Source organism: Poseidonibacter lekithochrous (assembly GCF_013283835.1).
In the GTDB taxonomy this organism is placed as follows: Bacteria; Campylobacterota; Campylobacteria; order Campylobacterales; family Arcobacteraceae; genus Poseidonibacter; species Poseidonibacter lekithochrous.
This window is the reverse complement of the sequence record NZ_CP054052.1, coordinates 216083-231502: the sequence shown is the minus strand read 5'-3', so window position 1 is coordinate 231502 and position 15420 is coordinate 216083. Positions and strand designations below refer to the sequence as shown.

Here is a 15420-nt window from a genome sequence, read left to right as displayed (position 1 = left end):
TATGAATAAAAATACAATTATACTATTTGACTTAGACGGAACAATTATTGATTCAACAGACGCAATATTAGCTTCATTTTATCACTCATTTGAAGAGTTAGAATTTAATTTTAAGGGTAATGATGAATCTATTAAAGATTTAATAGGATATCCATTAGATGTAATGTACAAAGGACTTGGTGTTAGCGAAGATAAAGCATGGGACTTTGTAGACTCTTATAAAAATAAATATAGACAAATTTCAAAAGCTAATACTCACTTACTAGAAGATGCAATAGAGGCTGTTAAATTAGCTTCGCAAATTGCTAGAGTATCTGTTGTTACAACTAAAACTAGAATGTACACAATTCCTTTATTGGAAAACTTAGAGATTATGGATCATTTTGAGATTGTAACAGGTAGAGAAAATGTGCAAAATCCAAAACCACATCCAGAACCTATTAATATTACTTTAGAACAAATGAATTACAACAAAGATCAACATACAGTATGGATGATCGGTGATACTAAACTAGATTTAATTGCAGCTAATGAAGCAAACGTAGAATCAGTTGGTGTTTTATGTGGTTATGGAAAGAAAGCTGAGCTGTCTTTATACACAAAAAACATAGAAAACAATGCTTTTGATGCAGTAAAATTCATAAAAAGTCAAATAAACTAAACAATTTAAGCTTAAAAACTAGCTTTTCTTAAGAAATAGAGCTTAAGTATTACTTAAAAATTTAATTTACTAATTTTTAATAGCATTTATTTAAGACTTTATTTCTATAATGATTATATAAACTAATAACTTTAATAAAATTATTTATAATTACCATACAATGGGCTTTTAGTCCATATTAATTATTTAGCATAATTATTATTTAATTATTGATAGCTTTTTAAAGAAGTAAAAAACTAGGGTTTTCACTTCAAAAAGTGTTTACTTACGTTACATAAATCCCCATTAAAAACTTAAAGAAAGTACATTCTAAGTTAAAAGTCTGTATAATAGATCAGACTAATTAAATTTTTTAAGTCAAATTTAATATTTTAAGGAGCCACTATGTTAGAAATTAGATGGCACAGCCGTGCAGGTCAAGGTGCCGTAACAGGTGCTAAAGGACTTGGTTCAGTTGTTGCTGAGACAGGGAAACAAGTACAAGCTTTTGCTTTTTATGGTTCAGCTAAAAGAGGTGCGTCTATGACTGCCTACAATAGAATTGATGATAAAGTTATTTTAAACCACGAGAAATTCATGAGTCCAGATTTTGTATTCATTCTTGATCCAGGTTTAGCATTAACTGACGATATTACTGCTAATGGTACAGATACTACTAAATATATTATTACTACTCACCTTAGCAAAGATGAATTAATCGCTTTAGTTCCAGCATTACAAGGGATAGAAGATAGAGTATATATTCTTGACTGTTTCCAAATCGCTAGAGATACTATTGGTAAAGCAATTCCTAATACTCCAATGCTTGGTGCATTTATGAAAGTTAGTGGAATGTTCGAATTAGATTATTTCAAAGACGCGATGAAAGGTGTACTTAAAAAGTTACCTCAAAACATAATTGATGCAAATATGATTGCAATTCAACGAGCTTACGACGAAGTTCACTAAAGGACAAAATATGAGTAAACCAATTGAAGAAATGGGATGGGATGAGTTAATCCCAGGTGCTGCCTTATATACATTTGAAGGTGACATCAACTATAACATTGCAGACATGCAACCAGAAGACAGAGCATATTCTGAAACAAGTTCAAAAAGTATGTCTGTTGGAGACTGGAGAGTTTTAAAGCCAGTATGGAATTCTGAGACATGTATCGACTGTCAAAACTGTTGGATCTTCTGTCCAGATACTTCTATCATTGCTAGAAACAAAGAGATGAAAGGTATTGACTACGAACACTGTAAAGGTTGTGGACTATGTGTAAGTGTATGTCCTACAAACCCTAAATCTCTTCTAATGTTTGAAGAGTATGAAAAAGTAGAAGATGCTTTATCTAAATGGCCAGAGAAAAAAAAGAAAGGTGACAAATAATGAATACTAAAGTAATGGAATTAAAAGACGTAGAGGTTTGGGATGGAAACATGGCAAACTCACAAGCTTTTAGACAAGCTGATGTAGATGTTGTTGCTGCATACCCTATTACTCCTTCAACTGCTACAGTTGAAAACTATGCAATGTTCCACGCAAATGGATATGTTGATGGTGAAGTAATTATGGTTGAATCTGAGCATGCTGCTATGTCAGGATGTATTGGAGCTGGTGCTGCTGGTGGTAGAGTTGGAACTGCAACTTCTTCACAAGGTTTAGCACTTATGGTTGAAACTTTATACCAAGCATCTGGAATGAGAATTCCTGTAGTATTATGTCTTGTAAATAGAGCTTTAGCTGCACCACTTAACGTAAATGGTGACCACTCAGATTTATACTTAACAAGAGACTGTGGATGGATTTCAATTGATGCATTCTCACCACAAGAAGCATATGATATGACTTTAATGTCTTTCAAAATTTCTGAACATCCTGCTGTTAGACTTCCTGTTATTTCTAACCAAGATGGATTTATGACTTCTCATACTGCTCAAAATGTTACTCCTCTTAAAGATGAAGTAGCTGCTAAATTTGTTGGTCCTTACTTACAAGTTAATGCACTATTAAACTTTGATAAGCCTGTAACTCATGGTGTACAAACTGAACATGATTGGCACTTTGAACATAAAGCCAAGCAACACGCTGCTTTAATGAGTTCTAAGAAAGTTATTCAAGATACATTTGCTGAATTCAAAGAATTAACAGGTAGAGAATATAAAGTAGTTGAAACTTACGGTATGGAAGATGCTGAAGTTGCTATTGTATGTTTAGGTTCTACTTTTGAAACTGCGATGTTAGCAATTGATCAAATCAGAGAAGAAGAAGGTATTAAAGTAGGTGTTGTTGCACCTAGATTATTCAGACCATTCCCTCTTGAAGAAGTTGCAGATGCATTAGTTAACGTTAAAGCAATTGCTTGTATGGATAGATCTGCTCCTGGTGGAACTGTTGGTACATTATATAACGAAATTTCTGGAGCATTAATCAATACTTCTGCAAGACCATTAGTTACTAACTTAATTTATGGTTTAGGTGGTAGAGATATGACTATTGCTGGTTTAAAAGACATCTTCAGAACATTAGATGCTGATGCTAAAGCTGGTAAAATTTCTGGTAACATCCAAAAGTTAATTGGTGTTAGAGGTCCAGAATTAAGCTATTACAATGTGGAAGGAAAATAAATATGAGTACTCAAAAAGTAATTAAAAACTTAAAAACGTTCTCAACTGCAGCTGAGAGATTTGAAGGTTCACACCTTTTATGTCCAGGTTGTGCTCACTCTATTATCGTAAGAGAAGTATTAAATGCAACTAATGATAACTTAGTTGTATCTGCTTCTACTGGATGTTTAGAAGTTTGTACAGCAATCTACCCACATACTTCTTGGGATTGTTCTTGGATTCATATTGGATTCGAAAACTCTTCAACAGCAATGGCTGGTGTTGAGACTATGAACAAAGCTTTAAGAAACAAAGGTAGAATTTCTGAAGATACTCCTCAACCTAAATTTGTAACATTTGCAGGTGACGGTTCGACTTACGATATTGGATTCCAATGGATTTCAGGTTGTTTCGAAAGAGGTCATGACTTCATGTACGTTTGTTTAGATAATGAAGTTTATGCAAATACTGGTGGTCAAAGATCATCTTCTACTCCTATTGGAGCAAGTACAACTACTGCACCTGCAGGAAGTACTTCTTACGGTGAGAAAAGACAGAAAAAAGATATCGTATCTATTATGGCTGCACATGGTTCTCCATATGTTGCTCAAGTAGCTCCAAATAAATGGAAAGATATGGTTAAGAAAATCCAAAGAGGTTTTGATACAAAAGGACCTGTATTTATTAATGCTATGTCTGCTTGTACAACTGAGTGGAAATTCGCACCAAACCAAACTATTGAAGTATCTGACTTAGCAGTAGATTCTCTTGTATTCCCATTATATGAGATTATCGATGGTAGAGAGTTAAATATTACATATAGACCAAAAAATATTGTACCAGTAAGAGATTACTTAGGTGCACAACCAAGATTCAAACACTTATTCAAACCTGAGTATGAATACTTAATTGAAGAATGGCAAGAAAGAATTAACGAAAGATGGGAATTCTTACAAAAGAGAGAAGAAATTAGAATGTAATTTCTTCTTATGCTTGCTCTAGGAGCTCCTTTTCTAGGGCAGCATAAAATTATATATCCAACAATATATATTTAATACTAACATACAAATTAAATAGACTTTCACTTCATAATTGCTTCCTTCCTTGAAGTGAAAGTTTATTTTTATTCCTCTAATAAACCTTTAACATATTCAATATAACCTTCTTTATATTCATCAAGTGTTTCATTACTTAGTTCTGTTTCTGTATCATAAGTAATATAAGCATCTTTATAATCCATTTTTACATAGTTTGCTGTAATAGAGAATGGATATAATATTTCTTCAACTCTTCTTTTATCTTTACCTGTTTCACTAAATGCCTCTACTGAGCCACCACAACTAATTGCAACTGCAAAAGATTTATCCTTTAGATTATACGTACCACCAAATGCAAATCCTGCTGTTAGTACAGTATCGAACCACTCTTTTAAAAGTGAAGGCGAACTAAACCAATACATAGGAAATTGAAAAAGAATAATATCATTATCCAAAAGTAACTGCTGTTCTCTTTGTACATCTATTTTGAAATCTGGATACTCTTCATATAAATTGTTTATTGTAATATTTTCAATATCTTTTATTCCATCAAATAATCTTTTATTCACTATTGATTTATCAAAATTTGGATGAACCAAATTTATTAATATTTTTTTCATTTTAAATCCTTTTAATAAAACTTGAATGAATTGTAGTAAAAATAGAAATATAATGTAAGTATGTACTTTTATGTAATATACTATCCTAAAGGATAGTACAAAATGAAAAAATCAGACTTTAAACCCCTAATAGACACACCCTTTGGTTATACATTATCATTAATTTCAGGGAAATGGAAAATGGTAATTTTATATTTATTAGACGAACACAAGATAATAAGATACAACGAATTACAAAGAAAAATTGGTTCTATTACATATAAAATGTTAAGTTCACAATTAAAAGAATTAGAAGAATGTAACTTAATTAATAGGAAAGCCTACCCTACAATTCCACCAAAAGTTGAATATAGTTTAACAAAAAGAGGTGAATCCTTAATACCTATTTTAGATGCTATGTGTGAATGGGGTACTAAAGAAAGTAAAACATGTCAATACATAGAAGATTTATCTAACTCTTAAATTACAAATTTTTATTTAATTTTATTTTTTTTACATTTTTTTAATTTAAACTTACTTTATAAATAATTCAAAGGATTGAAAAATGAAAATTACAGCTACAAAACTTTTCAAGAGTTTAACAATGGCAGGTTTATTACTTGCAGGTTCATCATCGACTGCTATGGCTTCTAATGTTGAGAAAGTACACTTCTTAATTCCAGGTGGAGCTGGTGGCGGTTGGGATGGAACTGCTAGAGGTGTTGGTGAAGCATTAAAAAAATCAGGATTAGTAAAAGAAACATCATTTGAAAATATGTCAGGTGGAGGTGGTGGAAAAGCCATTGCTTACTTAATCGAAACTGCTAAAAAACAAAAAAATACTTTGATGGTTAATTCAACTCCAATCGTAATTAGATCATTACAAGGTGTTTTCCCTCAATCATTTAGAGACTTAACATTAGTATCTGCTGTTGTTGCAGATTATGGTGTTTTAGTTGTAAAAAAAGATTCTAAATATAACTCATGGCAAGACGTAAAAGCTGCATTTGATAAAAGTCCTAGAAAAGTAAAAATCGCAGGTGGTTCATCTAGAGGTTCTATGGATCATCTTGTTGCTGCACAGATTTTTAAAGCTGCTGGAGGAAATCCAACATCAATTAGATATGTTCCTTATGATGCAGGTGGAAAAGCTCTTGCTGGTTTATTAACAGGGGAAGTAGATGTATTATCAACTGGTCTTGGAGAAGTATTAGAAAAACACTTAAAAGGTGAAGTTAAAATCATCGGTGTAACTGCAGATAAAGACATTCAAGGTATTCCTTCATTTAAAGGAATGGGTGTAGATGCTTATTTTGCTAACTGGAGAGGATTCTTTGGAGCACCAAACTTATCTGATGATAAAGCACTTGCATTTGCTAAAGTAATTGCTGATATGTATAAAACTGACGAATGGGAAACTGTAAGAAAAAGAAATGGTTGGGCAAATCTTTATAAACCAACAAGTTCATTTGAAAGATTCTTAGTTGACCAAGAGAAAGTGATTTCATCTCTTATGAAAGAGATGGGGTTCCTATAAAATAAGTAGAGTTTTCTCTACTTATTAAAAGGATTTATTATGACAAAAAATACTATAGGCGCAATATTCTTTTTAGCTTTTTCAGTTTTTTACTTTTTTAATGTATTTAGCATCAAAAAAATGCCAGGAAGTCAATTTGAAGTTATGACAGCATCTTCTTTTCCATTTTATATTGGAGTAGCTGGGATTTTAATTTCACTTGTGATTCTTGTAATTTCATTTAAAGAGAAAGACCAAGAATTTTTATCAATGGAATACATTAAATCATTAGATTTTAAAACTACACTATATTTTGTAGCGGCAATGATTTTTTATGGATTTACTATTAGAACTTTAGGATTTATTATATCAACTATGATTTTCCTTGCCATTGGTTTTGTACTTTTAAAAGAGAAAAATATAAAAAGAATATTTTTAATTTCAGTGGGTGTATCTGTTGGGTTTTACTTAATATTAAACAATTTATTAGGTGTATATATCGACCCGGGAATGTTATACGAATACTTTGCAGGAGTTGAATCATGATGGATGGTGTATTTCAAGGAGTAGTAACAGCGTTTACTACTTATAATATTATGATGGTAGCAGTTGGATGTTTCGCTGGTACATTTATTGGTATGTTACCAGGTCTTGGACCTATTTCAGCAATTGCTTTAATGATTCCAATTACTTATGGAATGGATCCTTCATCGGGATTAATTTTAATTGCAGGTGTTTATTATGGAGCAATTTTTGGAGGTTCAACTTCTTCAATTTTAATTAATGCTCCAGGAGTTGCTGGAACTGTTGCATCTTCATTTGATGGTTATCCAATGGCTAAGAATGGACAAGCAGGTAAAGCTTTAGCAATTGCAGCTTATTCATCTTTTACAGGTGGTACTATTGCAGCTATTTTCTTACTGTTCGCAGCACCAGCACTTGCTTCCGTTAGTCTTAGTTTTCAATCATCTGATTACTTTGCTTTAATGGTTCTAGGACTTACAGCAGTAGCAGCGTTTGCTGGTAAGGGTAAGTTTTTAAAAGCAGCTATTATGACTATATTTGGTCTAATGCTTGCAACTGTTGGAACTGATAGTGATTCTGGTATTGCTAGATTTACTTTTGGAAGATTAGATTTAATTGATGGGATTTCGTTTTTATTATTAGCTATGGCTGCATTTGCATTATCAGAAGCTATGATGAATATCTTAGATAATAAAGAACAAACTCAAGCAGAGAAAGATGCTCTTAAAAAAGATATTGGTTCTTTAAAAATCACAAGAGCAGAAGTAAAAGAGATGGCACCAACTGTTGGTAGATCTTCTGTACTTGGATTCTTTGTTGGTGTTCTTCCAGGAGCAGGTGCAACTATTGCATCGTTTTTAGCTTATGGAATGGAGAGATCTTTTGCAAATGTAAAAGAAAAACTAAAATTTGGTAAAGGTAGTATAAAAGGACTAGCAGCTCCTGAGAGTGCAAATAACGCAGCTTGTTCTGGTTCATTTGTACCATTACTTACTTTAGGAATTCCGGGTTCAGGAACTACAGCTATTATCCTAGGAGCTTTAATCTCTTATGGTATTCAACCAGGTCCTACAATGTATGTGGATAATCCAGCACTATTTTGGTCTGTAATTATTTCTATGTATATTGGAAATGTTGTTTTACTTATTTTAAATTTACCGTTAATTCCTTATATTGCTAAGTTATTAACATTACCAAAACAGTTATTGTTACCACTTATTATATTCTTCTCTCTAATTGGAGTATATTTAGTAACATTCAATAACTTTGATATTTACATGATGACAATATTTGCAGTAGTTGCATTGTTCTTAAGAATTATTGACTTCCCTATGGCTCCTATGATTTTAGGATTTATTTTAGGTGGAATGATGGAAGATAACTTAAGACGAGCACTTACAATTAGTGATGGTTCATTAGCATTTTTATGGGAGAGACCAATTACATTAAGTATTTTGGTACTTACTATTCTTGTTTTACTAATGCCAGTAATTAGCGATTATTTTGCTAAAATTAAAGAAAAAAGAAAAGCTTTATAAGCTTCTCTTTTCTTTTCTAGGAGATGCCATGGAAAAGTTCAAACAATTTACAATTTTATATATAGAAGATGATGAAGGAGTTCGTACCGTTAACTCTAGATTCTTAACAAGAATGTTCAATGAGTTTTATGAAGCAAAAGATGGACAAGAAGGTTACGAGTTATACAAAAAATACCATCCAGATATTATACTAACAGATATTAACATGCCAAGATTAGATGGCTTATCACTTGCAAAAAAAATCAGACAAACAGACCAAACTACAAAAATTATCATCTCAACTGCATTTTCTGATAAAGATTATTTACTTGAAGCTATTGAATTAAATCTAGAAAAATATATAATTAAACCATTAACAAGTAGAAATCTAATTCCAGCTTTAACAAAAGCTGCGACAGCTCTTGAGATAGAAAAAGATTTCAAAATAAATTTAGATGATAACTTCTATTTTGATAATAAAACTTCTTTGTTTTATTTGCAGAATGAAGAGATGGACTTAACAAAAAAAGAGTTGCTATTTTTAAAACTATTAGTGACTAATAAAAATAGAGTTGTTTCTTATGAAGAGATTGAACAGTTTGTTTGGGAAGATGAATATATGAGTCTTAATTCTTTACGAACTACTATTGGATTTTTGAGAAAAAAAATTCCATTTAACTGTATTAAGAATATTTCAAATATGGGGTACAAATTAAATCTTGAAAAAAAACTATAAACAAAATATTGAACAAGGTATTAAAAAAACCACTTTATTAAGTTCAACAATAATTATATTTATTGTTGCAACTATTATTGGAATTGTTTTAATAAAAACAGAATATAGTAATTTCAAAAATCACATCAAAACTTTTAGAACTACGCTAATTGAGCGAGAAATGTTCACTATTCAATCTGCTGTACAAAATCTACAAAATGATATTGAGTTTGAAAAAATATCAATTTTAAATAGTAAAAAACAACAAATAAAAAACCAATCAATTATCGCTTATAATCTAGCTTTTTCTTTATATCAAAATTCAAAAGAGTTATCAAAAGAGCAACAAATACAACTAATAAAATCTTCTATAAAACAAATAGGTACAAAACAAAATGATATTAACTACTTTATTTTAGATACAAAAGGTAATCTAATACTAAATAGCGAAAACCCAAAAGATGAAGGGGTTAATTTCTTAGATTTTGAAGATATTAACGGCATTAAATTCACAAATGAAATGATATATGCGAATAAAAATAAACAAAACTATACAGAATATTACTGGTATAAACCAAATAAAAGAGTTACTTATTCACGCCATTTAAAAGAGCTTGATTTAGTAATTGGTTCTGCTAGTTTTTTAGAAAGTAGAACAGAAGAGTTAAAAGAAAAACTACTAAAAAAAATAGTTCTTCAAAACCTCAATAGTCAAAACTTTTTATTTATTTATAAAGTAACTAGCCTTAATAATATACAAACACAAAGCCACTTGCTAATTGAGAAAAACATACAAACAACTACCAACGAGTTAAAAGCAATAGAAGAGCTGATGATTGATACAAACTATAAAGGTAATGATTTTATTTATTACAACTATAACGGCAAACTTTTATATGGTACGTTCTTAAAAAGGCTTAGATATTTCATAGGAGTAGGAATAAATCTAGACCATATTAATGAAATCGTTAAAAGTGAAAAAGAAATTTCACTGGATAATATGTACTCAAAAATTATAAAACTTGTAATTATAATAAGTATTATGACTGCAATATTTTTTATATTTTCACTACTATTTACAAAAAAGATTGAACTACTTTTTAATCGATATAAAAAAACAGTAAAAGAAAATGAGGAAAAATACGCCCTACTTTTCAACTACAGTAATGATGGTTTTATAATTTCAGAAGTTATTGAAAACTCCACTAGTATTCTAAGTCTTAATAGTACCGCTTTAAAAACTATTGGTTATGAAACAAAAGAGATTTTATATCAAGATTTTTTCCAATTATTTGAGAACTTAACACTAGATGATATTATTGAAAAAGAATCATTATTTCGAACTGTTAAGTTATTCACAAAAGATCACGAGATTAGAACTATCGAATTAAATGCAATGATATATTCATATGAGAACAAAAAACTAATCTTTGCATCACTTCGTGATATTACGGAGAGAACTCTACTAAAAGAAGAGAAACTAAAACAAGAAAATATTCTAATCCAAAAATCGAAAATGGCAGCAATGGGAGAAATGATAGGAAATATCGCTCACCAATGGAGACAACCACTATCTCAAGTATCGGGATTATTCTTCGATATTGAATCTGCTTATGACTATAAAGAACTAGATAAAAAGTATCTTTCAAAAAGAGTAGATGAAGCTAATGACTTATTAGAGTATATGTCTAAAACTATTGATGATTTTAGAAATTTCTTCAACCCAAATAATAAAAAAGAAGAGTTTTTAATCTCTGATTCTGTATCAATTGCACTTAGAATCGTAAGCTCAACTCTTGATTTTCATAAGATTGATTTACAAATAGATATAAACTCAGATGAAAAAATATATGGATATAAAAACGAATATTCACAAGTAATTGTAAATATCATTTCAAATGCTAAAGATATATTAATAGATAGAAATATAAAAGAGCCTAAAATCAAAATCTATCTTGAAAATGAAAATAAACCAGTTTTATGTATTGAAGATAATGCAGGTGGAATTGAAAAAGAAATCATAGATAAAATCTTTGATCCTTACTTTACTACAAAATATGATTATGGTACTGGAATTGGACTATATATGACTAAACTTATCATTGAAGAGAAGATGAACGGACTAATTACTGCTAAAAACTCAAAAGAAGGTGCAATCTTTACAATCGAAGTATAAACTTTATTTTTCTTACATTTTTTATTTCTACAATACCTTTATGAATATAATCAATAATTTAATCAGAGGAAATAGGCTTTTTAAAAAGTACCATTTAGATGAGTTTAAAGAAGACTTAGACTACTCAATCCAAAATGGGCAAAAGCCTGAGGTTTTACTAATTAGTTGTTGTGATAGTAGAGTTACAAATGACTTTATGTTTGGGAATAAACCAGGCGACTTATTTGTACTTAGGAATATTGGAAATTTTGTACCACCTTATGAATCTGTAAATGATTTCTTTAGTGTCGCTGCTGCTATTGAATATGCAGTTAATATTCTAAATGTACCTAATATAATCATTTGTGGGCATTCACATTGTGGAGCTTGTGAGAGTTTGTACAAAGATATTCCAGATGAAAATACAAACATAAAAAAATGGCTACAAATTGCACAACCAGTAAAAGAGTTCGCATTAAAAAATATAAAACTATATTCAAATGAAGAAGAATTATATAGAGCTACAGAAAAGAACTCTATAGTTTTTCAACTAAAAAATCTTCTTACTTATCCAATAATAAAACAGAAGTATGAAAATAAACAGATACAGATACATGGCTGGTATTACAACCTAAGTGATGGTTCAATACAGGCATATAATGAAAAAGAAAATATATTCGAAGAGATTGAATAAAGGGCTAATATGAGATTTAAAACAGCAGATTTATGTGATGACAACCAAGACAAAAACATACAAATACTTTCAAGTGATTTCCAAAACTATGGTGGATCAAAATACTTCGAAGGGGAAGTAATCACAATGAAGCTTGATAAAAGCAACTGGGCTTTACTTGATATGCTAAAAAATGAAGATGGTGAAGGGAAAATAGTTGTAGTTGATGTGGATAAATCCTTTTTTGGAGTAGTAGGGGATAAACTATCTGCATATGCTCAAAGAAACAACTACAAAGCAATAATCATAAATGGTTATGTAAGAGATACAAAAGAGACAAAAAAGTTCCCTATTGGCTTATATGCAATTGGAACTTGTCCGTTGAGAAACTTTGAGCAAACTCAAGGTCAAAGAGGAATTAACTTAGAATTTGGAGGTGTGAATTTTAATCAAGATGATTACGTCTATGCGGACGAAGATGGAATTATCATCACTTCTGAAAAACTAATTTAATACTAATTCTTGCCCTAGGTACCTGCCTCCTTCTTAGGGCAAGAGTTTTTTATAATTTGCTTCAAACCATATATACACTAATATACGAAAACAAAAAAACTTACGGATAAATATATGAGTACAATTCAAACTACTTTTAGAATGTTATTAGCACTAATGATTGGAGCTGTTGGTTCTATTGTATTTATATATTTATCTCTGCCTTTGCCTTGGCTTTTGGGAGCTATTTTTGCTTCTTCTATTGCTATGAGGTTTGAGAATCTTCCAATACTAAGTCCCAAACCATTTTCAGCCCCTGCTAGAATTCTAATCGGTCTTACTATTGGTTCTGCTTTTACTCCCGAGATATTACAGTTTATTGATGTGTATTTTTATAGTTTGATTCTTGTAATACCATATACTATTATTACGATAATTGCTGGGATGTATTATTATCATAAGTATCAAGGTTTTGATAAAAAAACTGCATATCTAAGCTCTATGCCTGGTGGAGTAATAGAGATGGTAATAATAGGAGAAGAGATAAAAGCCAATATCTCTAAAATTACTTTGGTACAGTCTTCACGACTGTTTTTCATCGTGGTTTCTCTGCCTTTTGTAATACAGTATATTTTCAAAGTAGATATTAGTGGAAATAAACTAATCACTATTCCAATAACTCAAACAAATATTCCAGAGTTTGCAGCTCTTGCACTACTAGGAATCATAGGTGGAGTAGTAGCTAAGAAAATCAGACTATCAGCCGCATATCTAATAGGTCCTATGATTGTAAGTATTGCTGTTCACTCAACTGGAGTTATTACTACTTCTGTTCCTGATGAGTTTTTGAAGTTTGTACAAGTAGTATTTGGTACTATCATTGGATTTACTTTTAGAGGGGTGAAACTAAAAACTATTGTTAAGACTTTGGTATCTACATTTGGGCATTTTATTATACTAATGATTATCTCTGCTGTATTTATAGCTATCGCATATTATAGTTTTGGTTTTCCTATAATCTCTACTCTTTTAGCCTTCTCACCAGGGGGTCAAGCAGAGATAAATCTAATAGCAATTCTAGTAGTAGCAAACGTACCATATATAACTCTGCATCATATAGTAAGGCTATTTATTGTTATGAATCTTGCACCTATTTTTGCTAAGAAAATAAAAGACTAAAAGAAAAAGCTAACTATTTATTTTTTGTATAAAGTCATTTAAAGTCAAAGGGTACGATAATTTAAATCCTTGATAGAAATCTATTCCAATTTCAGATAACATTTCAAATTGTCTGTCTGTTTCAATTCCTTCAGCAGTAACTTTTAAACCTGATTCTTCTGCAAGTTTAGTAATACCACTAATAAGTTTTAAAGCTTTTTCCTTATTCTTTGTTTCTAGTTTATCAATTAAAATTTTATCAATCTTTATAGTATTTAAATTTGAAATCATTACAATATATTCTAACATAGTTGTACCTGTTCCGAAATCATCTATTGCAATTTTTGTTTTCTCATTTAACTCTGCTAGTCGATAGTGGGCTTGTATATGATCACCATTCTCTTCATTCCAATTCTCAATTATTTCTATTGATAAAATATCTTCAATTGCATTCTCTCGAATTGTTGTGTTAAATATACTTATATACTCATAATCTGAAATTGTTGAAGGGTTCACATTTATTGCGATATCAAAATTCGAAGGAAGAAGGTCTTTAAATTCATTTAAATCTTTTGCTGTAGTTTCAAGAACCCATCTATCTAATTTATTCTCAAGTCTAGCTTGATGTATTGCTTCTAGAAAAGCACCAGGAGGAATTAAATCATTTTCAGTAACTCTTAACCTAATTAAAGCTTCAGCACCAATCATACATTTTTTATTATCATATTTAGGTTGATAATGTAATTCAAAATGAGGATATGTACCAGTAGGATTTTCAAAGGCTTTATAAACACTTTCAAATATATTCTTTTCAGAGTCAGATACTGTTTGATTAGATTCAATATCAAATAAATATTCTATCAAGTTAAGATAAGTACAAAAGTTAATTAATAACTTATATTCATCTTTAGCTGAAAACTCATAGTATTTATCAAGTCTGCTTATTCTATCCCCACGAGAATCAACAATTGTTTGTTCTGCAAGAACTATAGCCTCAGCAACTTTTTTATATTCAAACTTTTCTAATATATTCGAAGCATTTACATTTGGAAAGTTATTTTTAAGCCCTTGAATACTACTCTTTATCGCTAAGACAATAGAATCCATTATGTCATTATATGCAGCCGCTATACCTACCTCAAGTTTCGAAATTGCTTTTTCTTTCAATTCAATTTCCATAGTAAGGTTATAATCAACCAAAGCCCTTGATATATATCTATATTCGTTCAAAACTGGGATTTCGAAAAACTTTTGTGCTATTTGGCTTGTTTTAAATAATTCTTCAAGCTTATTATATAAATTTAATGCACAATTATATCTTTCATCAGTATTTGTCATTATAAAATTACCTTATTTTTTGAAATATAAAATTAGAGATTGTAAGAAGTAGTTAGTGTATTAACATACCAGCATCAACACGAGCACTATATAAAGATAAACTTTTTTCTTGGATTACTTTATTATGACCATTGCTAGATTTACTATTTTGTATATAGATATTTTGTCTAGTTTTTTGTGAAGCAATCGAGTTCACAGATTGCCCAATAATTGTATCTTCAAATTTTTTTCTTTTTTGCGGTTTAAACCCCATAAATATCACTTCCTAATTTAGTTTAACAGTTAGATTTAAGTTAACTTAGCATATATAACCTAATATATAACTTAAAATGAACTTATTTTAAGTTATATTTAAAATTAACGCTGAATATTTTTTAAAAAACTCAATTACATATAATTCTCTTCTTTATTAGACACATTATATCATATAAATAATTTTATAATG

17 protein-coding genes are annotated in these 15420 nt (G+C 30.1%); 14 read left to right on the top strand and 3 right to left on the bottom strand.

What is annotated here, in order from left to right; genetic code table 11:
- Position 1: 1 nt before the first annotated feature.
- From ALEK_RS01105 to ALEK_RS01085, 5 genes are all read left to right on the top strand, one after another.
- Positions 2-661 (top strand): HAD family hydrolase, encoded by a 660-nt coding sequence (locus ALEK_RS01105; protein WP_071626748.1) that lies wholly within the window; start codon positions 2-4, stop codon positions 659-661.
- A gap of 384 nt (positions 662-1045) precedes the next feature.
- Positions 1046-1609 (top strand): pyruvate flavodoxin oxidoreductase subunit gamma, encoded by a 564-nt coding sequence (locus ALEK_RS01100; RefSeq protein WP_071626747.1) that lies wholly within the window; start codon positions 1046-1048, stop codon positions 1607-1609.
- Positions 1610-1619: 10 nt separating this feature from the next.
- Positions 1620-2033 (top strand): 4Fe-4S dicluster-binding protein, encoded by a 414-nt coding sequence (locus ALEK_RS01095; protein ID WP_173424109.1) that lies wholly within the window; start codon positions 1620-1622, stop codon positions 2031-2033.
- Entirely contained in the window at positions 2033-3271 is a 1239-nt protein-coding gene (locus tag ALEK_RS01090; protein WP_071626746.1) for a 2-oxoacid:ferredoxin oxidoreductase subunit alpha, read from the top strand. Before ALEK_RS01095 ends, ALEK_RS01090 begins: the two co-directional genes overlap by 1 nt.
- Positions 3272-3273: 2 nt before the next feature.
- Positions 3274-4230, top strand: a complete 957-nt coding sequence (locus ALEK_RS01085; protein WP_071626745.1) for a thiamine pyrophosphate-dependent enzyme — start codon at positions 3274-3276, stop codon at positions 4228-4230.
- A 143-nt stretch (positions 4231-4373) separates the two neighbouring features.
- Here ALEK_RS01085 and ALEK_RS01080 read toward each other — a convergent pair whose 3' ends face one another.
- Positions 4374-4907, bottom strand: coding sequence for an NAD(P)H-dependent oxidoreductase (locus ALEK_RS01080; protein WP_071626744.1), 534 nt, complete (start codon positions 4905-4907; stop codon positions 4374-4376).
- A 102-nt stretch (positions 4908-5009) separates the two neighbouring features.
- Here ALEK_RS01080 and ALEK_RS01075 point away from each other — a divergent pair, with 102 nt between their 5' ends.
- The 9 genes from ALEK_RS01075 (at position 5010) to ALEK_RS01035 (ending at position 13658) form a co-directional block, all read left to right on the top strand.
- Positions 5010-5369, top strand: a complete 360-nt coding sequence (locus ALEK_RS01075; RefSeq protein WP_071626743.1) for a winged helix-turn-helix transcriptional regulator — start codon at positions 5010-5012, stop codon at positions 5367-5369.
- Between the two features lie 82 nt (positions 5370-5451).
- On the top strand, positions 5452-6423 hold the full coding sequence (locus ALEK_RS01070; RefSeq protein ID WP_083574637.1) for a tripartite tricarboxylate transporter substrate binding protein: 972 nt from the start codon (positions 5452-5454) through the stop codon (positions 6421-6423).
- Between the two features lie 39 nt (positions 6424-6462).
- Positions 6463-6948 carry a tripartite tricarboxylate transporter TctB family protein gene (locus tag ALEK_RS01065; protein ID WP_071626742.1) on the top strand — a complete coding sequence of 162 codons (486 nt, stop codon included), beginning with the start codon at positions 6463-6465 and terminating at the stop codon, positions 6946-6948.
- Positions 6945-8465: a tripartite tricarboxylate transporter permease gene (locus tag ALEK_RS01060; RefSeq protein WP_071626741.1), complete on the top strand. Its 1521-nt coding sequence runs from the start codon at positions 6945-6947 to the stop codon at positions 8463-8465. Before ALEK_RS01065 ends, ALEK_RS01060 begins: the two co-directional genes overlap by 4 nt.
- Before the next feature lie 28 nt (positions 8466-8493).
- Positions 8494-9180, top strand: a complete 687-nt coding sequence (locus ALEK_RS01055; RefSeq protein WP_071626740.1) for a response regulator transcription factor — start codon at positions 8494-8496, stop codon at positions 9178-9180.
- The gene (locus tag ALEK_RS01050) at positions 9164-11335 is read left to right on the top strand and encodes a sensor histidine kinase (protein ID WP_071626739.1); all 2172 of its coding nucleotides are present in this window, start codon (positions 9164-9166) and stop codon (positions 11333-11335) included. Before ALEK_RS01055 ends, ALEK_RS01050 begins: the two co-directional genes overlap by 17 nt.
- A gap of 40 nt (positions 11336-11375) precedes the next feature.
- Complete coding sequence (locus tag ALEK_RS01045; protein ID WP_071626738.1) at positions 11376-12008, top strand: carbonic anhydrase; 633 nt, start codon at positions 11376-11378, stop codon at positions 12006-12008.
- Between the two features lie 9 nt (positions 12009-12017).
- Positions 12018-12500 carry a ribonuclease E activity regulator RraA gene (rraA, locus tag ALEK_RS01040; RefSeq protein WP_071626737.1) on the top strand — a complete coding sequence of 161 codons (483 nt, stop codon included), beginning with the start codon at positions 12018-12020 and terminating at the stop codon, positions 12498-12500.
- A gap of 114 nt (positions 12501-12614) precedes the next feature.
- Positions 12615-13658 (top strand): AbrB family transcriptional regulator, encoded by a 1044-nt coding sequence (locus tag ALEK_RS01035; RefSeq protein ID WP_071626736.1) that lies wholly within the window; start codon positions 12615-12617, stop codon positions 13656-13658.
- Between the two features lie 9 nt (positions 13659-13667).
- Here the strand turns inward: ALEK_RS01035 and ALEK_RS01030 are convergent, their stop codons facing one another.
- Positions 13668-14975 carry an EAL domain-containing protein gene (locus ALEK_RS01030; RefSeq protein ID WP_071626735.1) on the bottom strand — a complete coding sequence of 436 codons (1308 nt, stop codon included), beginning with the start codon at positions 14973-14975 and terminating at the stop codon, positions 13668-13670.
- A 52-nt stretch (positions 14976-15027) separates the two neighbouring features.
- Complete coding sequence (locus tag ALEK_RS01025) at positions 15028-15228, bottom strand: hypothetical protein (RefSeq protein ID WP_071626734.1); 201 nt, start codon at positions 15226-15228, stop codon at positions 15028-15030.
- Positions 15229-15420 lie beyond the last annotated feature (192 nt).